Annotated in this window: 21 protein-coding genes; 4 read left to right on the top strand and 17 right to left on the bottom strand. The window is 72.7% G+C overall.

All coding sequences use genetic code 11. The features are described from left to right. Positions 1-129: 129 nt before the first annotated feature. The 10 genes from ABZY20_RS29855 to ABZY20_RS29810 form a co-directional block, all read right to left on the bottom strand. Complete coding sequence (locus ABZY20_RS29855) at positions 130-1164, bottom strand: alcohol dehydrogenase catalytic domain-containing protein (RefSeq protein WP_356445432.1); 1035 nt, start codon at positions 1162-1164, stop codon at positions 130-132. A gap of 101 nt (positions 1165-1265) precedes the next feature. Further along, positions 1266-2162, bottom strand: a complete 897-nt coding sequence (locus tag ABZY20_RS29850) for a carbohydrate ABC transporter permease (RefSeq protein ID WP_356445430.1) — start codon at positions 2160-2162, stop codon at positions 1266-1268. After that, complete coding sequence (locus tag ABZY20_RS29845) at positions 2159-3121, bottom strand: sugar ABC transporter permease (protein ID WP_356445428.1); 963 nt, start codon at positions 3119-3121, stop codon at positions 2159-2161. Before ABZY20_RS29845 ends, ABZY20_RS29850 begins: the two co-directional genes overlap by 4 nt. An 82-nt stretch (positions 3122-3203) precedes the next feature. Further along, a complete protein-coding gene (locus ABZY20_RS29840) occupies positions 3204-4529 on the bottom strand; it encodes a sugar ABC transporter substrate-binding protein (protein WP_356445474.1) in 1326 nt (441 codons plus the stop codon). A 251-nt stretch (positions 4530-4780) separates the two neighbouring features. After that, positions 4781-5287 carry an ATP-binding protein gene (locus ABZY20_RS29835; protein WP_356445426.1) on the bottom strand — a complete coding sequence of 169 codons (507 nt, stop codon included), beginning with the start codon at positions 5285-5287 and terminating at the stop codon, positions 4781-4783. Positions 5288-5430: 143 nt separating this feature from the next. Continuing rightward, a complete protein-coding gene (locus ABZY20_RS29830) occupies positions 5431-6942 on the bottom strand; it encodes an FGGY-family carbohydrate kinase (protein WP_356445424.1) in 1512 nt (503 codons plus the stop codon). Positions 6943-6945: 3 nt separating this feature from the next. After that, entirely contained in the window at positions 6946-7986 is a 1041-nt protein-coding gene (locus ABZY20_RS29825) for a 2-hydroxyacid dehydrogenase (RefSeq protein ID WP_356445472.1), read from the bottom strand. 415 nt (positions 7987-8401) lie between these two features. Beyond that, a complete protein-coding gene (locus ABZY20_RS29820; protein WP_356445422.1) occupies positions 8402-8812 on the bottom strand; it encodes an MmpS family transport accessory protein in 411 nt (136 codons plus the stop codon). A 123-nt stretch (positions 8813-8935) separates the two neighbouring features. Then, a complete protein-coding gene (locus ABZY20_RS29815) occupies positions 8936-9499 on the bottom strand; it encodes a snapalysin family zinc-dependent metalloprotease (protein WP_356445420.1) in 564 nt (187 codons plus the stop codon). A 229-nt stretch (positions 9500-9728) separates the two neighbouring features. Then, entirely contained in the window at positions 9729-10154 is a 426-nt protein-coding gene (locus tag ABZY20_RS29810; RefSeq protein ID WP_356445470.1) for a hypothetical protein, read from the bottom strand. A gap of 275 nt (positions 10155-10429) precedes the next feature. On the opposite strand from ABZY20_RS29810, the gene ABZY20_RS29805 reads away from it, so the two are divergent. Further along, positions 10430-11488 carry a helix-turn-helix domain-containing protein gene (locus ABZY20_RS29805; protein WP_356445418.1) on the top strand — a complete coding sequence of 353 codons (1059 nt, stop codon included), beginning with the start codon at positions 10430-10432 and terminating at the stop codon, positions 11486-11488. Between the two features lie 78 nt (positions 11489-11566). Here the strand turns inward: ABZY20_RS29805 and ABZY20_RS29800 are convergent, their stop codons facing one another. Both ABZY20_RS29800 and ABZY20_RS29795 read right to left on the bottom strand, forming a co-directional pair. Next, complete coding sequence (locus ABZY20_RS29800; protein WP_356445416.1) at positions 11567-12115, bottom strand: DM13 domain-containing protein; 549 nt, start codon at positions 12113-12115, stop codon at positions 11567-11569. A 135-nt stretch (positions 12116-12250) separates the two neighbouring features. Further along, entirely contained in the window at positions 12251-13675 is a 1425-nt protein-coding gene (locus ABZY20_RS29795; RefSeq protein ID WP_356445414.1) for a tannase/feruloyl esterase family alpha/beta hydrolase, read from the bottom strand. Between the two features lie 344 nt (positions 13676-14019). Here ABZY20_RS29795 and ABZY20_RS29790 point away from each other — a divergent pair, with 344 nt between their 5' ends. Then, the gene (locus ABZY20_RS29790) at positions 14020-15504 is read left to right on the top strand and encodes a PHB depolymerase family esterase (protein WP_356445412.1); all 1485 of its coding nucleotides are present in this window, start codon (positions 14020-14022) and stop codon (positions 15502-15504) included. A gap of 46 nt (positions 15505-15550) precedes the next feature. Here ABZY20_RS29790 and ABZY20_RS29785 read toward each other — a convergent pair whose 3' ends face one another. Next, complete coding sequence (locus ABZY20_RS29785) at positions 15551-17572, bottom strand: glycosyltransferase family 2 protein (protein ID WP_356445410.1); 2022 nt, start codon at positions 17570-17572, stop codon at positions 15551-15553. A 250-nt stretch (positions 17573-17822) separates the two neighbouring features. Between ABZY20_RS29785 and ABZY20_RS29780 the strand changes: the two genes are divergently transcribed. Next, the gene (locus ABZY20_RS29780) at positions 17823-18701 is read left to right on the top strand and encodes an MBL fold metallo-hydrolase (RefSeq protein WP_356445408.1); all 879 of its coding nucleotides are present in this window, start codon (positions 17823-17825) and stop codon (positions 18699-18701) included. Positions 18702-18734: 33 nt separating this feature from the next. Here ABZY20_RS29780 and ABZY20_RS29775 read toward each other — a convergent pair whose 3' ends face one another. After that, complete coding sequence (locus ABZY20_RS29775; protein WP_356445406.1) at positions 18735-19457, bottom strand: cation transporter; 723 nt, start codon at positions 19455-19457, stop codon at positions 18735-18737. Beyond that, entirely contained in the window at positions 19457-19792 is a 336-nt protein-coding gene (locus ABZY20_RS29770) for a metalloregulator ArsR/SmtB family transcription factor (RefSeq protein ID WP_356445404.1), read from the bottom strand. Before ABZY20_RS29770 ends, ABZY20_RS29775 begins: the two co-directional genes overlap by 1 nt. A 130-nt stretch (positions 19793-19922) precedes the next feature. Here ABZY20_RS29770 and ABZY20_RS29765 point away from each other — a divergent pair, with 130 nt between their 5' ends. Beyond that, positions 19923-22022 carry a SpoIIE family protein phosphatase gene (locus tag ABZY20_RS29765; protein ID WP_356445468.1) on the top strand — a complete coding sequence of 700 codons (2100 nt, stop codon included), beginning with the start codon at positions 19923-19925 and terminating at the stop codon, positions 22020-22022. A gap of 16 nt (positions 22023-22038) precedes the next feature. Here the strand turns inward: ABZY20_RS29765 and ABZY20_RS29760 are convergent, their stop codons facing one another. Together ABZY20_RS29760 and ABZY20_RS29755 are read right to left on the bottom strand one after the other, a co-directional pair. Further along, positions 22039-22662: a TetR/AcrR family transcriptional regulator gene (locus tag ABZY20_RS29760; RefSeq protein WP_356445402.1), complete on the bottom strand. Its 624-nt coding sequence runs from the start codon at positions 22660-22662 to the stop codon at positions 22039-22041. A 22-nt stretch (positions 22663-22684) separates the two neighbouring features. Continuing rightward, positions 22685-24748, bottom strand: a complete 2064-nt coding sequence (locus tag ABZY20_RS29755; protein WP_356445400.1) for a discoidin domain-containing protein — start codon at positions 24746-24748, stop codon at positions 22685-22687. Positions 24749-24904 lie beyond the last annotated feature (156 nt).

Raw genomic sequence — 24904 nt, 5'->3', positions numbered from 1 at the left:
TCGACGTTCAGTCGGCCGGTGACGCCAGTCTCGCAGTTTCGCACAGGGACCGGGGCGGGCCGGGCCCGCGCCCCCGCCCCGGGGCGACCGGGGCGGGGGCGGCGGACGGCACGCCCTTCCGGCGCGGCACTAGGGACCGTCCACGGTGACCAGAACCTTCACCTGGTCCGGGTCGAGGGAGGCCCGGAAGGCCGCCGCGGCGTCGTCCAGGGGGTAGGTGGCCGTGACGATCTCGGCGGTGTCGAAGGTGTCCGAGGCGATGAGGGAGAGGGCGACGCGGTAGTCGTCCGAGGTGTACATGAGGGTGCCCTCGATGCGGATCTCCCGGTCCTGGACCAGGTCGAGGCGGACCGGTGTGGTGCCGGCGGCGCCCACGCCCACGACGACGATGTGACCGCCCTTGGTGACCAGGTCGGTGGCTTGTGCCATGGACTGCTCCCGGGCGACGCAGTCGAAGACGACATCGGCCGGGCCGCCCAGCGCGGCGTGCGCCGAGGAGACCAGGCCGGGCGCGTCGGCGGGCAGGGCGGCGTCGGCGCCGAGGCGCAGCGCCCTGTCCCGTTTGCCCTGCCGCAGGTCGGTCACCACGATCCGCTCGGCACCGGCGTGCCGGGCGGCGATGAGCGTGAACAGCCCGATGGGACCGGCGCCGAGGACGGCGACCGTGCGGCCGGTGAGGTCGCCCGCCTTGGCGACGGCGTGCACCGGCGTGGCCAGGGGCTCGACCAGGACGGCCCGGACGTCCGTGACCGCGTCGGGGACGCGGTGGGCGCGGCCGGCCGGCAGGGTGAAGAGGTCGGCGAGGGCACCCGGGGTCTGGCAGCCGAAGACCTTCAGTTCCCGGCAGATGTTGTAGCGGCCGGAGCGGCACTGGGCGCACCGGCCGCAGTACAGGTTCGGTTCGACGATCACCCGGTCGCCGGGCGCGAAGTCACCGGCGCCCCGGCCGGTGGCCACCACGACGCCGACCGCCTCGTGACCGGGGTGGTAGGGGAGGTCGATGAACGGATGGTGTCCGGCGGCGGCATGGGTGTCCGATCCGCACACGCCGACGACCGTGGTGCGGACCAGGAGTTCGCCGTCGGCGGGGACGGGGGCGGGCGCCTTCTCCACGACGATGTCGTCGAGGGAGCGGACGAGGACGCGGCGGATCGGCTGGGTCATGGTGGCGGGGCTCCGTTCGGTGCGGGGCTTCACGGGCGGGAGGGCCGAAGCGAGTGCGGTACCCGCGCGCGGTGCGTGGTGCCGCGAGGTGCGGGCGGACGTCACTTGACGGCTCCCAGGGACAGACCGCGCACCAGCTTGTCCTGAGCGGCGAAACCGGCGATGAGGACGGGCAGGGAGACCAGCGTGGCCGCCGCGCACAGCCTGGCCAGGAACAGGCCCTCGTTGGTGATGAAACCCACCAGGAAGACGGGTGCGGTGGAGGCCTGGGTCGCGGTGAGGTTCACGGCGAACATGAACTCGTTCCAGCTGAAGATGAAGCAGATCAGCGAGGTGGCGGCGATGCCCGGCATGGCGACGGGGGCGACGATCCGCAGCAGCACGGTGGGCAGTCCCGCACCGTCGACCTCCGCGGCCTCCAGGATCTCCCTGGGGACCTCGGCGAGGAACGACCGCATCATCCACACCGCGATCGGCAGGTTCATGGCGGTGTAGAGGACGACGAGGACCCAGATGTTGTCCAGCATGCCGATGTCCTTGACGATCATGTAGATCGGCAGGAGCGCCGCGATGAGCGGCAGGAACTTCGTGGACAGGAAGAAGAACATCACGTCGGTCCACTTCTTGACCGGCTTGATGGACAGCGCGTAGGCCGCGGGGAGTGCCAGGGCGAGGACCAGCAGCGTCGAGAAGACGCTCGCCATGGCCGAGTTGAGCAGGAACGGCGTGATGTCCCGGCCCAGCAGCAGCCGGTACTGGTCCAGTGTCACCGGGGCGAAGAGGCTGGGCGGGTTGGTCGCCGCGTCGGACTCCTGGTGGAAGGAGGTGAGCACCATCCACGCCACCGGCGCGAAGAAGGCCAGGGTGACCAGCCAGGCGACAAAGGTCCACAGGGGCGACAGGCGCGGCGGCTGCGCCGGGTCCGTGTGACGCCGGCGGCGCAGCCGGCGCAGGACGGGACGGGCGGGGGTGCGGGCGGCCGCGGTCGAGCCGGTCATCGGGACACCTCTTCGCGGAACAGGGAGGCGACGACGCGCAGCGCGAACGTCGCGATGACGATCGAGCCGATCACCACGACGACACCGGCGGCCGCGGCCTGGCCGTACTCGAACTTGCGGAACATGGTCAGGTAGATCTCGTAGGGCAGGTTCGTCGTCCGGGATCCGGGGCCGCCCTGGGTGATGGTGTAGACGGCGTCGAAGGTCTGCACCACGAAGATGCTGCCGAGGACGATGCCCAGCTCGATGTACTGGCGCAGGTGGGGCAGCGTGATGAGACGGAACGTCTGCAGCGCCGAGGCCCCGTCGACCCTGGCGGCCTCCAGGACGTCACCGGGCTGGGCCTGCAGGCCGGCCAGCAGGATGAGCATCATGAACGGCGTCCACTGCCACACGAGCGCGACGACGAGCGCGGGCATGGGGAAGGACGAGATCCAGTCGACGGTCGGTCCGTTCTCGGCTCCGAAGAGCCGGTAGACGGCGTTCAGGGTTCCGTTGAGCAGCCCGTAGTCGGGGTTGTAGACGGCGTGCTTCCACACCAGGGCGGCGGCGACGGGCATGACCAGGAACGGCGCGATGAGCAGGGTGCGGGCCAGGCCGCGGCCGAGGAACCGGCGGTCCAGCAGCAGCGCCAGGCCCAGCCCCAGTACGACGCTGAGGACGACGACGGACGCGGTGAGGACGACGGTGTTGACGACCGCGGTGCGCAGCCGCTCGTCGGTGAAGACGACGGCGTAGTTGGACAGGCCGGTGAAGTGGCGGTCGCCGGGTCGCAGGATGTTCCACTGGAAGGTGGAGATGACGAGCGTGGCCACGAACGGCAGCTGCGTGACGGCGATGGTGAACAGCAGCGCCGGCAGCAGCGGGAGGCGGCGCCCCCACGCCCGGCCGGCCCGAGGCTTGAGCGGTCGGGCGGCTGGTCGCCGGCGCCGGGTGGGGGGACGGTCTTGCGTGATCATGGAATGACTTTCTTCCGCGGCGGAGCGGTCGGGACGGTGAAGGGGCGCTCCGGCCGGCTCGGGGCCGGCCGGAGCGGGTGGTTCACCGGTAGTTCGCGGCGACGTCCTCGGCCTGCTTCTGGCCGGAGTCGAGTGCCGCGTCGACGCTGGTCTTGCCGGCGATGGCGGCGGAGATCTCCTGCGTCGTCTTGGTCCCGAGGTCCTGGAACTCGGGGATGGCGACGAACTGGATGCCCACCGTGGGCCGCGGCTGCACGCCCGGGTTCGTGGGATCGGCCTGCTGGATGGAGTTCAGGGTGATGTCACCGAACGCGGCGGCGGCCTTCTTGTACTGGGGGATCTCGTAGGTGCTGGCGCGCTTGCCCGCGGGCACCCGCGACCAGCCGAGCTTCTCGCCGACGAGCTTCTCGTACTTCTTGCTGGAGGCCCAGAGCATGAACTTCGAGGCCGCGTCGGCGTTCTTGGTGGTCTTGGGCATCGCCCAGGCCCAGGCCCACAGCCAGCCGCTGCTGTCGGTCTTCTCGACGGGGGCGTAGACGTAGCCGATCTTGCCGGCGGCCTTGCTGCTCGCCGGGTCCTCCAGTGAGCCGGCGGCGCTGGTGGCGTCGTACCACATGGCGACCTTGCCCTGGCTCATCCCGTTCAGGCACTCGGTGAACCCGGCCTGTGCGGCACCGGCCTCACCGTGCTTGCGGACCAGGTCGACGTAGAACTCGGTGGCCTCCTTGAAGCCGCCGCTGTTGACCTGCGCCTTCCAGTCCTTGGTGAACCAGGTGCCGCCGAAGGTGTTGACCATGCTGGTCAGCGGCGCCCCCAGCTCTCCCCAGCCCGCGAGGCCGCGCAGGCAGATGCCCTTCATCCCGGGCCGCGCGCCGTCGGCCTTCGCCGCCAGGTCGGCCACCTGCCGCCAGGTGGGGCGCTGCGGCATCTTCAGGCCCTTCTCGGCGAAGACGTCCTTGCGGTACATGAGGAAGGACGACTCGCCGTAGAACGGCAGGGCGTAGAGCTTGCCGTCCGAGCCGGACAGCGACTGGACCATCGGCTTGAGCAGGTCGTCCTGGTCGAAGCTGTTGTCCTTGGCGGCGTAGGAGCCGAGTTCGTGCAGCCAGCCGTTCTTGTGCCAGATGGGTACCTCGTAGGCGCCGATGGTGGCGACGTCGTACTGCCCCGCCTTGGTGGCGATGTCCTGGGTGACCTTGTCGCGCAGCTCGTTCTCGGGCAGCACCGTGAAGTTGACCTCGATGCCGGTCTCCTTCGTGAAGGTGCTCCGCGTGAGCTTGGCGATGTCCTCCATCTGCGGATTGCCGACCATCAGCACGTTGATGCTCTTGCCGTCCGACGAGGATCCGCCCGCGCCGGCCCCGGAACAGGCGGTGGCGAGCAGGGCGGTGGCGGCGGTGCAGGCCATCAGGGCGTGTCTCGTCGATCGGGTGAAGCGTGTCGGGCGCATGACGGGGACCTCTCGTGCGGGTGGGCCGGAGACTGCGGTGAGGCGCTCGGGGCGGCACGGTTCATGGGCGTTGGTGCCTCCCCTCGGTGGGGGCGTGGCCTCGATGGCCGAATTATTATCAGGAGAACGACCCGTTGTTAACACATCTTGCGAGAACAATTTTATGGATCTAACGCCGCAGGTCCAGGTCCGCCCCGGCGATGCGGCTCTCAGCCCACCCTTGCGGGGGACGCCGCGACTGCGAGGGTGGCCAGGATCCAGGTCCCGTGGTCGTCGTGATGCAGCTCGACCCTGGCGGCCTGGGCGTGGACGATGTCGAGACCGCGGCCGTGTTCGTCGGGATCCCCGTCCACGGCGCGGGCGGGTGACGGAGCGGGGTCGCCGTGATCACCCACAAGGATGCCGAGACCGCCTTCGGCGAGCACGAGATGGAGTGACATCTCGCTGCGCCCGTGGACGGCCGCGTTCGCGGCCAGCTCCCCCACGATCAGGAGAGCCGAGTCCACCGTGCCGTCGGACAGCCGCCAGCGACTGAGCACCGTCCGCGCGGCACGCCGCAGGCAGCCGACGAGCGCCTCGTGCGCCGGAAGGGTGAACCGGGCCCTCGGCGGGCGCCCCGGAGCTTCCGGGGAGAGGGGGCCGGAGCCCATGGCGCCGCTCCACAAGGTGGCGAGCGGGGGACCCTCAACGAGCGGCGGGGCGGTCTTGGAAGACATGGTCGTGACTTTCCGTGATCGGCGTCATGGAGTCGGGCCTGTTGTCCTTATGCCTGCCTACGCCCGTTACCGCCGTTTTGCAATAGAAGTGGGAGGTAAATATCAGAAAATGAGATAAAAGTAGGCGGGTGCTCCAGCGTCGGTCACTCCGTCGGGCTGGCCGAGTCGATGCGGGCCCAGACGGGCCGCAGGGCCTCCTGGGCGTCCCGGTAGACCTGGTAGGCCTCCTCCAGGACCGCGACCCGGTCGGGTGCCGGTTCATGGCGCCTGACGACCGGGGCGTCGGCGAGCAGGTCGTTCCCCTCACCGGTCAGCCCGACGGCGCCCGCGGCGAGCAGTGCGGCCCCGCGGGCGGCGCTCTCCTCGACGCCCGTCACCAGGACCGGTCTCCTCAGCGCGTCGGCGAACATCTGGCTCCAGACCACGCTGCGCGCCGCACCGCCGGTCAGCCGGGCCGGGCCGGTGACGGGCAGGCGGGAGCAGAGGGCGTCGACGTGCCACCGGTGGTTGAGGACGATGCCCTCCAGCAGCGCCCGCAGCAGGGGCCCGCGGTCGTGCCAGCCGCGCAGGCCGAGGAAGGCGCCCGAGGCCGGGTACGGGTGCGGGGAGCCGTAGACGAAGGGGTGGAAGAGCACCTGCGAAGGCCCGTCCAGGTGGGCGCCCACCTCCTGGCCGACGGCGTCGCAGACGTCCTCGCGGTGTCCGGCCGACGCGCCCGTGACCTGCAGGAACCATCCGAGGTTCGCCAAGGAGGCGGGCGAGGTGGACATCAGCATCCACTGCCCGGGGCGGAGGAAGGGGCGGCACTGCCACCGGGGGTCGGTGACGGGGCTGTCCCACACCACCTGGTTGATGCTGAACGTGCCGGCGATCAGTGAGAGCTGACCCACCCCGGTGGCTCCGATCCCCAGCGCTGCCGCGTCGACGTCATGGGCGCCGGTGACGACGGGCGTGCCGGCGGCGAGGCCGGTGAGGGCCGCGGCCTGACGCGTCACCGTGCCGCACACCTCGTCGCTGGCCCGCACGGGCGGCAGCTTGCCGGCGAGGTGCCCGAGCCCGAACAGATCGAGCAGTTCCCGCGAGTAGCCGCCCCGGCGCACGTCGGTGAAGGAGGCACTGGCGTCGGTCGGGTCGGTGGCCACCCGGCCCGTCAGTTGCCGGCGCAGCCAGTCCTTGCAGGACAGCAGCCAGCGGGCGCGCCGCAGCACGGCCGGCTCGTGCCGTTCGAGCCATGCGAGCAGGGCGGCCGGCGACGCCGCGAAAGGGACCGTGCCGGACAGGGCGAGGGCACGGTCCCAGACCGGAGTGGCACGCCACTCGGCCAGTACGGGCTCGGCACGGGTGTCCATGGCGACGATCGCCGCTCGGACCGGTCTGCCGTGGTCGTCGACGGCGTACAGCCCGTCGCCGTGTCCGGCCAGCCCCACCGCGGCGACCGCCCGCCCGTCGACGCCGGCCGCGGCGAGGGAGGTCCTGACGGCCCCGTGGGTGGTGCGCCACACCTCGTCCATGTCCCGCTCGACCCGGCGGGGGTGCGAGGTGTCGAGCGGGACCGTGCCGGAGGACTGCGCCACCTGCCGGCCCGCGGAGTCGAAGAGCACCGCCTTGGTCACGGTGTGCCCCGCGTCGATGCCGAGCACCAGATCGCCGGACACCGCTCACACCCACCCCAGCTCACGGGCGTTGACCGCCCTGGCGCACCGGCCCGTGGCGGACAGTTCCGCTATGGCTTCGGCGACCAGCCGCGCCGATCGCACGGACGTGGTCGTGGTGTCACCGGCGAAGTGCGTGGTGATCGTGACGTTGTCCAGCCGGCGCCAGGGGCTGCCGGCGGGGAGGGGTTCCTGGTCGTGCACGTCGAGCGCGGCGCCGGCGATGCGGTGGGCGGCGAGCGCGTCGTAGAGGGCGGCGGTGTCGACCAGACGGCTGCGCGCGGTGTTCACGAAATAGGCGGTCGGCTTCATCAGGGCCAGGTGGGGCGCGCGGACGAAGCGCTCGGTCTCCGCCGTCAGCCGCGCGAACACCTGGACGAAGTCGGACTCCTGGAACACCGTGTCCAGGCTGTCGGCCCGGACGACCGAGTGCTCGGCCATGACGTCGGCGGACACGTACGGGTCGTAGGCGGTCAGACGCGCCCCGAAGCCCCGCAGGACCGTGGCGAACGCACGCCCCACATGGCCGAATCCCACCATGCCGACGGTGCTGTCGCCGATCTCGCGGCCGGGGCGGCTGAGGGTCTTGCGCCAGCCGCCCGCCTTGACCGAGGCGTCCGTCCGGGCGATGTCCCGGGCCTCCGTGAGCATCAGACCGGCAGCGAGCTCGGCCACGGCCGTGGCGTTGCGGCCGAACACCGGCACGACGGCGACGCCCAGGGCGGTCGCCGCGGCGACATCGATGTTCTCCAGCCCCGTACGTGCCACACAGACGGCCCTGAGCGACGGGGCGGCCCTGAGCACCGTCCGGGGCACGGGGGCGAAATGCACGGCCAGCACCTCGGCCTCCCCCACGGCCTCCAGCATCTCGTCCGGCACCGGCACCGCCTCCGGGCCGTGCCACTCCATGGTCTGCTGCTCCGCGTGCTGCTCCGCCTTGGTGCCCGGCCACTCCACACCGTGAACCGGCCCGAACTTGCTGCCGCAGGCCTCCACCAAGGCATCCACGTAGAACTCGGCCGGAATGAAACGGTCACCGACGATCACAACGCGCAACGAGGCCTCCAGGGGGTGCCTCTTCTTGCCCTCTGCGGCAATCGTCCCACGCGTGCGGGCGGGGCGCCCGCCTCGGACCCCGGCAGGTGTCAGGACCGGCGAACGGGCCCCCGTGGCCGGGCTCGCGCTCGGCTTCCCCGGCGGCCCGGCTGCACGCCCGTCCCATGGCGAGGTCGAGCGAAGGCGACAAGTCCCTTTTCCACGGAGGTGGCAGTGATCGCGTCGAAGGTGATCCGCCGGCCCGCGGCACCGGCGTCCGGGGCCGGCTCACACGGGCGCCAGGACGGCGCCTTCTGCGGACGCTGGACCGCCAACCAGGGTTACGCCGACGGAATCGACCTCACGCCGGTCAACTCCGTGGTCCCGCGCCCGCGGTACGGAGCCCTGGGCCCCGCCGGGAGCCCGGTCACCCGGCGATCGGGGATTCCGCCGTGCAGCCACCGGCGGTCACCAGGCCCTTGGAGCTCTGCTCCTCGATGACCTCGCCCTTGTAGGTGATCTTGCAGGTGACCTCGGCTCCCTCGGGATCCGCGGCGACGGGCATGACCGCCGCGGGCATGATGCCGCGCAGCGTGACCGTCTTCTTCCAGGGCAGTTCGGGCTTCGAGACCGACTCGATCTTCGGGTCGGTCGCCTTGCCGCCCCCGGCGTGGAACTCGATGGAGTCGACGTTCTTCCCGGTCACCTCGTACGTGACCTGGTACGTCTCGTTCACTGCCTTGTCGACCTGGTCGACCGCCTCGGAGCAGGAGCTGAGGCCGAGCGCGAGCCCGGCGACGGCGATCGAGCAGACGGCTGCACGGACCGTGCGGTTCATGGGATCCCCCGAATCATGAATGGCCGGGTCGGCAGCCAAGCGAAAAGAACCAGTGAAGTCAAACCACTTGAAGTGAGCAGGGCACCGGTCGCGGCGCCCTGCTCATCTCCGGCGCGCTGTACGTCAGTCCACGGTCACCCCGGTACGCACGGCCGGGGTCCGGCCGGCGAGAGCGGCGCCGAAGTTGCCCTCGACTTCGGCCTTTTCGGCCGCGTTGGGGTACGGGTTCGTGCACGCGGTGCCCGCGCTGGAGCCGGACATCAGGCTGGAGCACGGTCCGGGCTTGCGGTCCGGCAGGCCCAGGATGTGGCCGAGTTCGTGGGCGGAGATGCGGATGGTGTTGTAGCCCTGGTCGACGGCCTGGCGTCCCATGTAGACGGTTCCGTTGCCCAGGGAGGTGGTCTGTGCGCGCGGCCAGCCGTTGTCCGCGAGGACCCGGATGTTGGCTCGCTGACCGGCGGCGACCGGCCTCAGCTCGACGGCGTCGACGCTCTCGTTCCAGATCGCCGCGCCCCGGTCGACGGCGCTCTTGAACTCCGCGGAGCCGGCGGCGTCGTAGGTCAGGACGCGGGCGGCCAGGGGGGCGTTCGCCGCGGGGGGAGCGGCGGCCGCGGCCTGGCCGCCGGTCAGGGACAGGGAGACGAGACAGGCGGCGGTGAGGCCGCCGGCCAGTATGCGGACGTGCATGATCGACCTCCTTGTGGGGAAAGGCAGTCGTGCTCATGACATTACTGGGAGCCCATTGCCCACCTCGGTCGCCGGTGAATCCGTCAATCGGCGGTGCTGGGGGCGCTTCGGCGGGCGGGCGTCGCCGCGAGAACAGCGAGGGTGATGCCCGCTCGACCGGCCGTTGACGGGCCGTCCGGCGGGACCGCGCCCCGGACGTCCGGCCGGGACCGCGCCCCGGCGCCGTGCCTCAGGCGGCGCGGTTCGTGCCGTCGCAGGAGAGGTCCCGTGACCGGGCGGGCGGCGGGGTCCGGTCGGATCCGGCGGGGGCGGGCCGGTGCAGGGACCGTACGACCCGGCGGGTCAGCCGCCAGGCGGTGAGCAGGGCCAGGAGCGGCACCGGGACGTGCAGCAGCCCGGTCGCGGGTCCCGGCGGGACGAGCAGGAACAGGACGAGCCGGCCGCCTACGCTCATCGACCAGGCCAGTGCCGTCAGCGACGAGAGGGCGACCGCCACGGGTACGCCGCCCAGGCCCCAGGCGCGCAGGTCGACGTCCGTGTCGAAGCCGGTGGCCGAGGCGAGGCCCGCGGCGACGAGGCCCCAGAAGCACACCGCCACGACGAGGGCGGCGGTCAGCAGGATCGTGGGGAGGCCGGTGGCGGCCGCCAGCATCATCCCCACGATCGGTTCCCCCTCCTCCGCCCGCACGGGCCGTCGCCCTGCCCGCCGACAGCACACCGACAGCACACCGGCATCGTGAGCCTCGGGATTCCGGTGCCGGGACACTGCCGGTGCCCGGCACCGGAATCCTCCGTGGTGCTCCCCGCAAACCATGCTGCCCGAACGGGACTTGGCCGCGCATTGCCGGTTCCCGGCAGCGTTGTTTAGGGTCAACGTGCCGGTCAGCCGCCGGGAGGGCGTCAGCGGCGTGTCAGGAAACGGGGGGCGTTGTGGCGGAGCGGGAGATTCCAGAGCAGTATCTGGAGGGGTATGCCCGGATCCTGGCCGAGGTCTCGGCCACGGGCCGGCGCCTCACCCGTGAGGAGATCGCCTCCCGCCGGGCGCTCGGGGAACAGGCGGCCGACGCGGGGTACGGGCTGCGCCGCCTGGTCAGCGCCCATCTGGCCGCCACCCGCACCGCGTGGCCGGCCGCCGCCGCGTCGGCCGACGGCGTCCTGGCCGCCGTGCAGCAGGCGGTGGACGCCTTCGCCGAGGGCTTCGAGCGGGCGCAGCGCCAGGCGGTGCGTCAGGAGGAGGCCGCGCGGCGCGAGTTCATCGACGACCTGCTGTACGGCCGCAGCGACCTCGGGCGTCTCGCCGAACGCGCCGAGCGCTTCGGGCTGCGTCTGGCGCACGCCCACGCCGTGGCCGTCGCGCAGGGCCCGGTCGCCTACGACGAGGGCGACCCCGTCCCCCGCCAGGTGGAACGCGCCCTCATCTCCCGCTTCGGCGACCGCAGCACCCTGCTCACGACCAAGGACGGCCGGCTGCTGTGCGTCGCCCCCGGCCACCAGGACGAGGTGCTCACCCACTTCGCGAAGCAGGCGCATGCCGCCACCGACGGCGGCCGGGTGGCCATCGGCCGCCCGCAGCCCGGCCCCGGCGGGGTCGTCCACTCCTACGAGGAGGCACTCAACACCCTGGAGCTCGCCGAGCGCCTGAACCTGGAGGACCCGGTCCTGCGGGCGGCCGACCTGCTCGTCTATCCGGTGCTGGCGCGCGACCGGCAGGCCATGGCCGAGCTCGTCCTGGCCACCCTCGGTCCGCTCACCACGGCCCGCGGCGGGCCGCAGCCCCTGCTGGACACCCTCACCGCCTACTTCGACTCCGGCTGCGTGGCCGCCGAGGCCGCCCGTCGTCTCACCCTCAGCGTGCGGGCCCTGACCTACCGGCTGGAGCGCATCCACAAGCTCACCGGCGCCAACCCGGCGGATCCGGCCCACCGTTACATGCTCCAGACGGCGGTGATCGGCGCGCGGCTGCTGGACTGGCCCGCCCAGGAGCTGTAGCCGCGGCCGACGAGCGTCAGGCGTGGGGCGAGGAACGTCAGGCGCGGGGCGATGAACGTCAGGCGCGGCCGAGGAGCGTCAAGCGCGGGCGAGTTCGGCGGCGCCGAAGGACACGTCGAAGCGGTCGCACCAGATGCTGACGCTGGTGAAGCGCGACGGGTCGACCCCGGCCGGGACCGGGTAGTTCTGGCTTCCCTTGTTGCCCTTGAGCCGGCCGAGGCTGACGTGCTCGCCGTCGTCGAAGACGTGCCAGCCCGCCCGGCCATCCCGTACCGGCGCGTCGGTCAGCCACACGCGCAGGTCCGGCCCGTTGCTGGTGTCGAGGTCCTCCAGCCGTACGACGTGGGAGCCGTCGGGGAGGCGGACGAGCCGCACCGTGCCCGAGGTGGCGTGCTCGTGGCTGATCAGCTCGCCGTCGGCCAGCGTCCGCGGCTCGGGCGCCGGCGACGGCGTGCCCGCCGCGGAGGCGGACGGGGCCACGGCGGCGGGCAGCGCCTCCCGCACGGTCGTGTCCTGCCACAGCTTCCAGGGCTGGAACCAGTACAGCCCGAGTCCGGCGGCGACGACCGCCACCACCAGCACCCCGATGCCCACCGGCCTGCCCAGCGCCTTCCGCACCCGCCCCATGCCCGTCTCCCCTGCCAAGAGTCCTGCGCGCTTCGGGAGTGAACCGCCGCTCCCCATTCAACTGGGCCGACGGGCGGGACGGGGCGCGCGGCGGATGACGAAAGGCTTACGTCGTCGGCGTGCCGGGGCGCTGCCTCACCGGCCCAGCGAGCACCTGTCCACGAGGGACGCGGGGCTGCGTCCGGCGGGCAGGGCGACGGTGTGGGAGGGCGGCGGCCGGTGCCCTGCCGTCAGCCAGCTCTCCAGTGCCGTGAACGCCGTGCGGTGGCACGGCGTGAGCGGGCGCAGCCGGTCGGGGAAGGCGTCGGTGAGGGAGTCGGTGTGGGTGCCGCCCTCGATGCGGTAGTAGCGGTGCAGGTGGCCGCGGCCTTCGTGGCGCACCATGCGGGCGTAGACGTCGGAGTCCCGGCTGATCGGCAGCAGGACGTCCAGGGTGCCGTGCAGGGTGATCAGCGGCTTGCCGATCCGCCCGGTCAGCCCGATCTTCGCCACGGCCTCGCGGACCGCCGCGGGGCGTGTGGCGTAGTCGTAGTCGGCGTCGCAGGCCGGGGTGCCCGTCGTGCAGAAGGGTGTGCCCGCCTCGGTCGGCCCGTCGAAGGCGGGGTCGAGTTCCTCGCGGTAGATGCGCTGGGTCAGGTCCCAGTAGACCTGGTGGTGGTACGGCCACAGGAACTCCGACTCCTCGGGGAAACCGGCGGCGTGCAGGGCTGCGCGTGCCGTGCCGGCTCCTTCGCCCCCGGCGGCGTGGACGGGGTGGTGGCGCAGCGCCGCGGGCAGGAAGTCGAGCAGGGTGGGGCCGTCGGAGCGCCACAGGGTGCCCTCCCAGTCGACTCCTCCGTCGTAGAGCTCGGGGTGGTTCTCCAGTTGCCAGCGCACCAGGTAGCCGCCGTTGGACATGCCGGTCACCAGGGTGCGGGACGGCGCGCGGTGGTAGTGCCGGGCGACGGTGGCGCGGGCGGCCCGGGTGAGCTGGGTGAGCCGGTGGTTCCACTCGGCGATGGCGTCGCCCGGCGCCTTCCCGTCCCGGTGGAAGGCCAGGCCGGTGTTGCCCTTGTCGGTGGCGGCGTAGGCGTAGCCGCGGGACAGCACCCAGTCGGCGATGGCCCGGTCGTTGGCGTACTGCTCGCGGTTGCCCGGTGTCCCCGCGACGACCAGTCCGCCGTTCCACCGGTCGGGCAGGCGCATGACGAACTGGGCGTCGTGGTTCCAGCCGTGGTTGGTGTTGGTGGTGGAGGTGTCGGCGAAGTGGCCGTCGATCTGCAGGCCGGGGACTCCGCTCGGGACGGGCAGGTTCTTCGGCGTCAGCCCCGCCCAGTCGGCCGGGTCGGTGTGGCCCGACGCGACGGTGCCGGCCGTGGTCAACTCGGCGAGGCAGGCTGCTTGTTGGTGTGCGGCGCCCGGTACGCGCACCGGGGCCGGCCGGGTGCAGCGGCCGTCCGGCGGCGGTGTCGCGGCGGCGGGTGCGGCGGGTGCGGCGGCGGTGAGCGTGAGGGCGGCCAGGGCGAGCGCCGCCGGTCCGCGCAGTCGCCGGGAGCGAGGTGGGAAACGGAAGGAACGCACGGTCTGCCTCCGCGGTCGCGAACAGGGACGGCGGGAGGCTATGGCGCCGGTGCGCCCGGAGATATGGGTCCGTCGACCACCATCCGCGGTCCGGCAGTGGTCGCCGGCACCACCGGGCCGCCAGGGCGGGGAGAGGGGCCGTGTCCTTCGGTTCCGGTGCCCTACACGACCGGTGGCGTACCCGGCCATGTGGTGCCGTCACACAGGTACGTGCCGAGCGTGGCCGTCGCGCCCATGCCGTCGTGGGCGAACGCGCCCTGATGATGCGTCTTCCCGCCTCCACCGCCCTCCCCTTCCGGTGGCGGCGTACGAGGTTCTCCCCCCCCCACCAGGAGGCAGTCGTCATGGCACCGTCGCACCCTCCGTTCCGCGCCCGCAGAGGCCGCCGCCTCGTCACGGGCGTCCGCCGCTGGCTCACCGCCGTCACGGGGGCCCTGGCGCTGACCGGCGGTCTGATCGCCGCGGGTCCGCAGGCGTCCGCCGCGGGCCTGACCCAGGTCACCGGCTTCGGCACCAACCCCGGCAACCTGTCGATGTACGCCTACGTCCCCGACGCGCTGCCGGCCGGCGCCCCGCTCGTGGTCGCCCTGCACGGCTGTACGCAGAGCGCGAGCGACTACCACGCGCACTCCGGCTGGCCGAAGCTCGCCGACACCTACCGTTTCGCGGTGGTCTTCCCCCAGACGAGCAGCGCCAACAACGCCAACTCCTGCTTCAACTGGTTCGAGCCGGGCGACAGCGCACGCGGTCAGGGCGAGGCCCTGTCGATCCGGCAGATGGTCGACAAGGCCGCCGGCCTGTACGGCAGCGACACCAGGCGGGTGCACGTCACCGGCCTGTCCGCCGGGGGCGCCATGACCGCGAACCTGCTCGCCGCCTACCCGGACGTGTTCGCGGGCGGCGCCGTGGCCTCCGGGCTGCCCGCGCGCTGCGCGGCCAGTGTCTCCGCCGCCTACACCTGCATGTACAGCCCGCCGGACAAGAGCCCCGCCCAATGGGGCGACCTGGTGCGCTCCGCCGCCCCGGCGGGCACCACCTCCTGGCCGCGCGTGGCGATCTGGCAGGGCACCGCCGACACCACCGTCAAGCCCGCCAACGCCGGTGAGCTGCGCGACCAGTGGACGAACGTGTGGGGCATCGGGCAGACCCCCTCCCGCACCGAGAACCTCGGCGCGGGCACCACGCTGAGTCTCCACGACGATCCCTCCGGCCGGCCCGCGGTCGCGGTCTACTCCGTCTCCGGCATGGGGCACGGGCTCGCCGTCGACCCGGGCGACGGTCCCCAGCAGTGCGGCAGCGCCGGCACGTACTACCTCGACACCCTCTGCTCCAGCTACCACACCGTGCGTTTCTGGGGGCTCGACGGCGGCCCGGCCACCGGCGCGCTGCCGGCACCCACGGGGCTGACGGTCACCGGGACCACCGGCACCACCGCGTCCCTGAACTGGACGGCGGTCGACGGCGCCGCCTCGTACGTCGTCCACCGCGGCGGCACGAAGGCGGGCACCACGACGTCGGCCTCCTACACGGACACGGGCCTGAAGTCGGGCACGGCGTACACCTACACGGTGGCGGCCGTGGACGCGGCGGGGGCGGTGGGCGCGGTCTCCGGGCCCGTCACCGCGACCACCACCGGGTTCACGCCGACGTGCCACACCGCCAGCAACTACGACCACACGGCGGCCGGACGCGCCTACCAGAGCGGCGGGCAGACCTACGCCGTGGGCTCCGGGCAGTCCATGGGTCTGTGGAACACCTTCACCACGCACACCCTCGAACAGAGCTCGCCCGGCTACTACGTCGTCGCCGACGACGGCTGCCCCGCCTGAGGTCCCCTGGCCGCGGCGGCCCGGGGAGCCACCGCGGCCTCCTCGGTCAGCGGCCCCGGGCGAGCCGCCGGCGCAGCGCCGCCGTGAGCCGGACCGGCGCCACGCGCAGCACCAGAGCGCCTTGCCGGCCGGGGGGAAGGGGCTTGGCGTAGTACGGGCGGCCGAGCCGGGAGGCCCGGAACCAGCGGGTGCCGGCCAGGTCCCCCGGCGGCGGGACGGGCAGCCGGGTGCCGGGGTCGTCCGCGCGCAGGGTCAGCGACCACTGCCCCGGGGGCAGTCCGGTGACGTCGAGACGGGCCGTCAGGGCGCCGTCCGGTGCGCGCAGCAGAGGCACCTCTCGTACGGCGCCCGTTTTCCTCTCGGCGCGCAGGGTCGTGAACTCGGCGTGGCGGGCGGCGCTTTCGGTCGGGTGTGCGCTGACGAGGAGCGTGCGGGGGGTGAGCGGGTCCCAGGCGACCGCGGTCACGCGGCAGGCCGGCTCGTCCTCGGCCCGCCGGATCTCCAGGGAGAAGTCGCCGTTCGGGGTGAAGAAGGGGCGTGCGGTGGCCGGCCCGGGCCGGGAGCCGGGGGGCAGGCGCCGCTCGGGCGGGGCGGTTCTCCGGCCGTCCGGGTCCGTGCCCGCCCGGCGGAGCCGGACGGTCCGTCCGACCCCCTGGGCGCGCGCGTCCAGGAAGAGGTTCCAGACGCCCTCGGCGAGCGGGGTGCCCGCGTCGGCGCGGCCCAGGTCGATGTCGGCGGTGAAGCGGGCCGTCTCGTCGCTGCCCGTGCCCGTGCCGGGGCCGGAGGGGCGGGCGGTGGCGTCCACGGTCACGGGCACGCGGACGTCGGGGTGCGCGGAGCCGCGGGCGCGCAGGACCAGGCCGCTGCCGGGTTCCATGGCTCCCAGGGTCTCGATGTGCGCGTGGCCGGTCAGCCGGAGGACGCCGCCGTCGCCCGTCCAGGCCGCCGCGGTCAGGTCATGGCGGACGGGGAGCCGGTCCGTGACGTCGAAGCAGGCGTCCGGGACGGCTCGGGCGGGGTCCCGGAAGAAGGGGTGGAGCCAGTAGACGCGGCCCTTGTCGACGAGGTGGCCGCGTGCCGCGTCCTCCTTGGCGTTGCGGGCGACGGTCATGAGGTCGTCGTACCGGTCCGCGCGCAGCAGGTGGACGATCAGGCGGTCGGGCGGGGCGAGGAGCTGGAAGACGCCGTCGGTCGCATGGTCGAGGGCCCACTGCCGGAACTGCGGGTAGAAGTGCTCCCTGGCCCGCTGTTCGCTCTCCCGGGGCAGCAGGGCGCGCAGGGGCCCGCACAGCTCCCACTCCACGTGCCGGCGCATGATCCGGTCCCGGCGCGGGCCGGGCTCAAGGTGGCGGGCGACCGTCTCGAAGCACAGCCGGGTGCCGTCCATGCGGTGGTCGAGGCCGGCGGCGGTGCGGGTGAGGTTGTTGCCGTTCCGGCGGTCGCGCGAGTAGTAGCAGTCGTAGTCGGCGACGACGGAGATGCCGTCGGCGTTGAGGAAGGCCGCGGCGGTGAACGGCTTGTCCTCGCAGTTGCGGTAGGGCGGGAAGCGCAGGCCCAGCCGTTCGATGAGGGAGCGGCGGAACAGCTTCCAGCAGCCCAGGGTGCGGTAGGCGTGCGAGGAGAAGATGTCGGTGCGGGGCTGGTTGTGGGAGAAGACGGCGGTGGGTACGGCTCGTCCGCCCACGGACACCATCTTGCCGAGGACCACGTCGGTGCGGTTCTCGTCGGCCATCGCGACCATGCGGCGCAGGGCGTCCGGGCCGAGGTAGTCGTCGGAGTCGAGGAAGAAGACGTAATCGCCGCGGGCCAGGTCGAGGCCGGTGTTGCGGGGGCCGCCGGCGCCTTGGCTGTTGGCCTGGTGGACGACGCGCAGGCTCGGGCAGGTGCGGGCGAGCCGGTCCAGTTCGGCTCCGGTGCCGTCGGTCGACCCGTCGTCGACGGCGATGATCTCGAGCTGGTCGAGGCCGAGGGTCTGCTCCATCGCGGAGGTGACGCACTTGGTCAGTTCCGGCATGGAGTTGTACGCGGGGATGATCACGCTCACGCGCGGCGGGTTCGTACGGGACATGCTGACTCCTCGCACCGGGGCGGCCGGGCCGGCGCTGTCGGTGACGGAGGCTGGGGGCGGACGGGCATTCCTCTCCATGGAGCTCGCGGCGCGGTCCGGGCGCCCCGCACGGGCGCCCCGGGTACGCCGGCCGGGTGCGGGAATCACCCGTTCGGGCAAACGCGGCGTCTTTCAGGGCGTCGCACGCCGGGCGGTCCCGTGCCGCCCGGCGTGCGGGCGGGCCGACCGACACGCTGATCGAGGAGATGTCATGGACGCAGGCGCGGGCCTGATCGACTTCACCAAAGCGCCCCCGGCGCCTCGCGCGCTGGACGTGCGCTGGATCCACGGCTCGCCGTCGGCCAGGCACAACACCGATCCGGAGCTGCAGGTGCACGCGTACGACGAGCACACGTTCATTCTGCGGCAGAACATGGCGGTCGACTACGAGGCGCCGTTCCTGTTCCTGCTGTTCGGCAACGACCGGGCGGTGCTCATCGACACCGGCGCCACCGCCTCCGCCGAGCTCTTCCCGCTGCGCCGGGTGGTCGACGAACTCGTCGACGGCTGGCTCGCCCGCCACCCGCGGCAGGGGTACCGGCTGCTGGTGCTGCACACCCACCCGCACCGCGACCACGTCGCGGGCGACGGGCAGTTCGCCGACCGCCCCGGCACCACGGTGATCGCGGCCGGCCTGGACACCGCCTGGGACTTCTTCGGGTTCTCCTCCGGTCCCGACGCGGTGGCCCGGGTCGACCTCGGCGGCCGTGTGCTGGAGTGCCTGGCGACCCCGGGCCACCACAAGGCGGCGGTCACCTTCCACGACCCGTGGACCGGGTTCCTGCTCACCGGCGACACCGTCTACCCGGGCCGGCTCTACATCGAGGACTGGCCCGCCTTCGGCCGGAGCATCGACCGGCTGATCGAGTTCTGCGCGCGCCGGACGGTCACGTACGTCCTCGGCTGCCACATCGAGATGACCCGGCAGCCCGGGGTGGACTATCCGGTCCGCACCACCTACCAGCCCGACGAGCCGCCGCTGCAGATGACCGTCGAGCACCTGCACGCCCTCCGGGACGCGCTCGACGAGATCGGCGACCGTCCCGTGCGGCGTGCCTTTGACTCGTTCGTCCTGTGGCCGGTCGGCTGAGCGGCGGCAACGGGCTTCCCGGCCGCGGGACGGTCAGGCGCGGCAGGCGCAGCCGGGCGCGCAGCCGCAGCCGCCGGCCGGCGGGGCGGCCGGGGTGCGGGCTTCTGCGGCGGGGTGGGTTCCGGGGGCGCAGCATCCCTCGCCCCGCCAGGCGTCGCGGCCCTCCTTGACGGCGACGGCGGCTATGACGAGGGCGGCGATCGGGTCGGCCCAGGCCCAGCCGAGGGTGGCGTTGAGGACCAGGCCGGCCAGGAGGACGGCGGACAGCCAGGTGCACAGCAGGGTCTGCCTGGAGTCCGCCACGGCCGAGGCGGAGCCCAGTTCGCGGCCCGCGCGGCGCTGGGCGGCGGACAGGAACGGCATGACCAGCAGGGAGAGTGCGGCCAGCACGATGCCGGTGAGCGAGCGGTCGGCCTCGCCGGTGCCGGCCAGCGCGCGGATCGCCTCGGCGCTCACATAGGCGGCCAGGGCGAAGAAGGAGACGGCGATGATCCGCAGGGTGGTCTTCTCCCGGGCCTCGCGGACCGCGTGCTCGCGGGCGGAGAACTGCCAGGCCACCGCGGCCGCGGAGGAGACCTCGACGACGGAGTCCAGGCCGAAGCCGATCAGCGCGGTGGAGGAGGCCAGGGTTCCGGCCGTCAGGGCGACGGCGGCCTCGACGGCGTTGTAGGCGATCGTCGCCGCGACCAGCAGCCGTATGCGTCCGGCCAGCCGCTCGCGGCGGGCGGGGGACGGTCCCGGGAGCGGGGACGCCATCAGCAGCAGCCCTTCGTGGCGGCGTCGGGGCAGTTCCTGTCCTGCTCGACCGCGACGACCGAGGCCAGCAGGTGCCCGAGGGCCTGGCCGAGGCGGGCGTCGGCGAGCTCGTAGCGGGTCCGCCGCCCGTCCGGGGCGGTCACGACCAGGCCGCAGTCGCGCAGGCAGGCCAGATGGTTCGACAGCCGGGTGCGGGAGACGCCGAGGGTGTCGGCGAGGTCGGCCGGGTAGGCCGGTGCCCGGCGCAGGGCGAGCAGGATCCGGCAGCGGATCGGGTCGGCGAGGGCGCGGCCGAAGCGGGCCAGCACGTCGATGTCGGTGGCAGCGGTGAGCACGGGCACGAGAGTACAGCCATCTCTGAATTCAGGAAATCATGGATCCTGCCGGAAAGCGGGCCGTGACGAGCAGCGACCGAGTCACGTTGGGTCGCATATGGTCTTATATGTGCTGAATGGTGATGGTGGGATGGGCGGCGAGGCGGCTCTGGAGGAGGCGCTCAGCGCCACGGTGCGGCGTACGGGGGCTTCGGCGGGGGGCGTGTACCTGTTGCCGGCGGCGGAGCCGATGCTGTCCCTGGCGGCGGTCTGCGGGATGCCGGCGATCGCCGTGGCCCCGTGGTGGCGGGTGGCGGTCTCGGCCGCGGGGCCGCTGTCGGAGGCGGTGCGCGAGGACCGGCTGGTGTGGGTGGGACGACAGGAGGACCTGGCCCGCCTGTATCCGAACGCCGCGGCGGGGCTGCCGTACCGCTTCGCCATGGCCTTCGCGCCCCTGCACGGTGTGCGGCAGTGGGGGGCGCTGGCGCTGCTGTGGACCGCGAGCCACCCGCCGTCCCTGACCCGCCGCGAGCGCGGGCACATCCTCTCCAGCGCGCGGCGCATCACGCGGGTGCTGGACGAGTCGCCCGTGCCGTGGACGGTTCCGCAGCAGCCGCGCGCGGTCTCCCTGCGCCGTCCCGTCCTGGACGCGGCCCAGACGGGGCTGGCGGCCGACGACCTGCTCCAGCGGCTGCCCGTGGGCACGGTCAGCCTCGACCTGGAGGGCCGCATCACCTACCTCAACCCCGCCGCCGCCCGGCTGCTCGGCCGGACACCCGAACGCCTCCTCGGCACCCTGCCGTGGCAGGCCGTGCCCTGGCTCGACAACCCGGTCCACGAGGACCACTACCGCGCCGCGGTCTTCACCCGCGAGCCGGTCGCCTACACCGCGCTGCGCCCGCCGGACGTGTGGCTCGACTTCCAGCTCTACCCGAGCGACAGCGGGATCAGCGCCCTCGTCCACCCCCACCACGAGCGCCACCCGGAGAGCCCGCCGCCCCGCGTCATCGCGCCCTCGGGCACCGCCTCCGAGAACGCGGCGACGGGGCGGATCCACCAGCTGACCCATCTGGCGGCCGCCCTGAGCCAGACCGTCACCATGGCCGACGTGGTCCATGTGGTGGCCGACCAGATCGTGCCCGCGTTCGGCGCGCAGGGCCTGATCGTCTCCGCGGTCGACGCCGGACGCCTGAAGATCACCGGCCACCGCGGCTACGACCCGCGCACCATCGCGCGCCTGGACGGCCTGCCGCTGGACACCGAGCTCACCCCCGCCGGGCAGGTCCTCCAGAGCGGCGTCCCGGCCTTCTTCGCCGAACCCGGCGAGATGACCCACGCCTATCCGAACGCGCCCGCGCTGAGCGGCAAACAGGCCTGGGCCTTCCTGCCCCTGCTGGTCTCCGACCGCCGCGTCGGCTGCTGCGTGCTGTCGTACGACGAGCCGCACCCGTTCAGCGCGAGCGACCGCGCCGTTCTCGTCTCCCTGGGCGGGCTCATCGCCCAGGCCATGGACCGCGCACGCCTGTACGACGCCAAGCACGACCTCGCCCACGGTCTGCAGCAGACCCTCCTGCCGGTGACGCTGCCCGACATCCCCCGGCTCGCCGTCGCCGCGCGCTATCTGCCCGCCACCCACGGCCTGGACATCGGCGGCGACTTCTACGACCTGATCCGCCTCGGCGACACCAGCGTCGCCGCCGTCATCGGGGACGTGCAGGGACACAGCATCACCGCCGCCGCCCTCATGGGCCAGGTCCGCACCGCCGTCCACGCCACCGCCGGGGCACAGCCCGGAGAGGTCCTGGCCCGCACCAACCGCGTACTGCTGGACCTGGCGACGGACCTGTTCGTCTCCTGCCTCTACGTCCACATCGACCTCGCCGAGCGCCGTCTGCACGTGGCCAGCGCCGGGCACCCGCCGCCGCTCCTGCGCACCCCCTCGCCGTCCCCGCACACCCGCGTCCTGGAGGTCGACCCCGGTCCACTGCTCGGGATCGACACGGGCGTCGAGGCCGTCTACCCCGTCACCACCGCGCCGCTGCCCGCCGGGGCGCTCCTCGCCCTCTACACCGACGGCCTCGTCGAGAGCCCCGACACCGACATCACCCAGTCGATCGCCGCGGTCGCCCACCACCTCACCACCGGCGGCAACCGCTCCCTCGACGACCTCGCGGACAGCCTCCTCGACCACGCCCTGCCCCAGCACACCCACACCGACGACATCGCCCTGCTCCTGCTGCACCTGCGGTGAGCGGGCGGCAGCACTCTCAGGTCCCGGGGTCCCCGTCCTGTGGCGCGTCCGGCAGGGCCATGGCGGCGATATGGGCGGTGACCGTGTCGAGGATGCCCGCCCACGCCGTGTCGTCGCCCAGCACCAGGTAGTTGAGGGTCAGGCCGTCGGTCATGGCCGCCAGGTAGCGGGCCACCACGGGGACCGGCACCCGCAGGCGCAGGCCCATGGTGCGCCGCAGCTGGTCGATGAGCTCGGCGTAGGTGTCGGCGTACAGCTCGTACTGGCGCCGTGCCAGGTGCTCGAAGCCGGGCTGGCGCAGGGCGTACTGGGTGAGCTCGTAGGTGAGCATGTGCTCGTCGGGACGGGCGCGGACGTGGTCCCAGTACGCCTGGAAGCCCGCCCGCACGGTCTCCTCGAGGGTGGCCCGGGGCCGCAGGGCCTCCCGCACCACCGTCACGTAGTGCCCGGTGATGGTGGTGATGACGGACTCGATCAGCTCCTGCTTGGAGTCGAAGCAGTAGTGGAAGACGCTCAGCGAGACGCCCGCCTCGGCGGCGATGGACCGGGTCGTCGTCCTGGGGACGCCGTCCCGGGCCATCGCCCGGATCGCCGCTTCGGTGAGCTGTCGCCGCCGCTCGGCGGACGGCAACCGTGCCATGGGGTCCTCTCCCGGGTCGGTGTCAGGTGCTGTGGACGCCGACCTCACGCAGGGAGTACCCCCACTCGGTGCCGCGCTCCAGCCCCTGGACGCGGACGTACCGGGCCGGGGCGGCGGTGAACCTCGCCGTGTCCAGGCCGCCGTCGCCGGCCGTCGTGGACCAGGCGGTGCGCCAGGTCACGCCGTCGGTGGAGAGGTCGATGCGGTAGGACTCGGCGTAGGCGCGTTCCCAGTCGAGGGTGACCCGTTCGACGGTCCGCGTGGCGCCCAGGTCGACGCGGTACCACTGGTCGTCGCTCCAGTCGCTCGCCCAGCGGGTGCCGCGGTCGCCGTCGACGGCCCGGTGCGGTCCGTAGCTGGTGAACAGGCTCCACTCCGAGGAACTGGCCGAGGCGGCCGCGCCGCTCGCGAGGTCGGCCGGGGGCCTGTGGTCCTCGGACGCGGCCCAGGTGTCCAGGTAGGACTCGGCGCCGCGGAAGAGGTCGTCCACCACGTCCTGTCCGCCGACCCGGCGGATGTCCTCGATCCAGTCCGGGACGAGGCCGTAGTGGGCGGCTCCGTCGGTGTTCAGGTCCCAGGTGCGTTCACCGGTGGTCTGGCGGTCGATGACGGAGCCTCCGTCGACGCTCCGGAACGGGTACGTCACCTTGTCCGGGGCGTCCGCTCCGCGCGGGGCCGGCCAGCCGCCGACGCCGTTCATGTCGGTGCCGTAGCCGTAACCCACGTCGTACTTGTCGCGCAGGGACTCGGTGCGTTCGGCCTCCGCGACGAAGCCCTCGGAGCCGTGCATGTACTGGGCGATGAACCCGCCGAGTCCGTAGACCCGCTCGGTCCAGTCCATGTCCATCCAGCTGTGCGAGGAGAGCACCCCGGGGTAGGACCGGGACTCGAAGAGGTCGAGCACCCTGCCGGTGGCCTTGACGCTCATGTGGTCGATCTCCAGCATCATCCCGCGCTGCATCATGCCGCGGACGGCGTACTCGCCGAGGGCGGTGAGCCCGCGGACGTTGCACCGGGCGTCCGCGTCGTAGGAGGGCACCTCCACGCCCGCCGGGAGCTTCTTCTCGGCCTCGGCCGCCGTGGCGTCGCCGATGGGGTTGTCGTGCTGGGGACCGGTGCACTTCTCGGTCTTCCAGAAGGTGCCGGTCGACAGGAACTGGCCGACGTTGATGGCGGTTCCGAGGGTGCCCGAGTCGAAGCGGACCCCGCACAGCGCGTTGTCGAACTTGTGGCACAGGAACATGCTGCGCACGCCCAGCCCGTACAGCTCGTCCAGGCCCTTGTCGATGTCGGCCTTGCTGCACTGGGCGACGTCGAGGATCTGCTTGCAGCCGAAGGGCTCGGAGGTCTCGACGCCGAGGACGACCGCGAGCTTGCCCTGTTCGACGACCTGCCGGGCCTGCGCGCTGTCGGTGACGATGCGGAAGAAGCCCTTGCCGGGCCCGCCGTAGATCCTGTCGATGTAGGCCTGCATGTCGTAGGTCAGCCTGGCCTGGAGCCGGATGGACGTCATCTCGTCGCAGCCGCGGTCCTTGAAGAAGTACACGGAGCAGATGACGCCGTTGGTGACGAGGTCGTTGACCAGCACGCGCTGGCCGCCGCGCCAGGCCCGCTCCACCCAGGCGTAGTAGTTCTGCTGGTGGGTGAGCGAGTCGTGGGCGGGCCAGTCCTTGAAGGTGGGCCAGCCGACCGGGTCGTGCTTGCCGTCGCCGCCCTTGGTGATGAAGTCGAAGACCGCGAGCGAGCCGTCGGGGTAGTGCTCGGGGCAGTCCTTGAGCGCGTCGGCGACGCCCTGCTCGGAGAAGGGCTTGCCGCAGATCAGGCGTCCGCCGAAGGCCTCGTTGGAGAAGATGTGGTCGTGCGCGTCGACGAACCCGCGCACCTCGCCGTCGGCGTTCGTGCCGGTGAACGGCTCGCCGGTGACGTTGACCTGGGAGTCCGGTGCGGGGCGTGCGGCCGGGTTCCACCAGTCGGTTCCGGCCGCCGAACTCGGTGTGGGGCCGAGCGCGATCGACAGCACGAGCAGGAGGAGCGACACCACGGTGACGTTCTTGCGTCTGCGGTACGGGCGTCCGGAACTGGTCACAGCCCACGTCCCTCGGTCGGCGGGATGGCGAGGCCGGGCCGTCCGGAGCGTTCGGTGCCGAGGGGCGGGGGAACGCCTGCCGGGTTGTCATGACCTCGTCCAATGTGGTGTGAGGATCGCCATTCGCGCGGGGCGAGTCAAGGGTCCGGGACGGAT

The organism is Streptomyces sp. NPDC006624, assembly GCF_040611555.1.
Lineage (GTDB): Bacteria > Actinomycetota > Actinomycetes > Streptomycetales > Streptomycetaceae > Streptomyces.
Note: the sequence above shows the minus strand (reverse complement) of the source record. Positions and strands in the feature narration are given on the sequence as shown.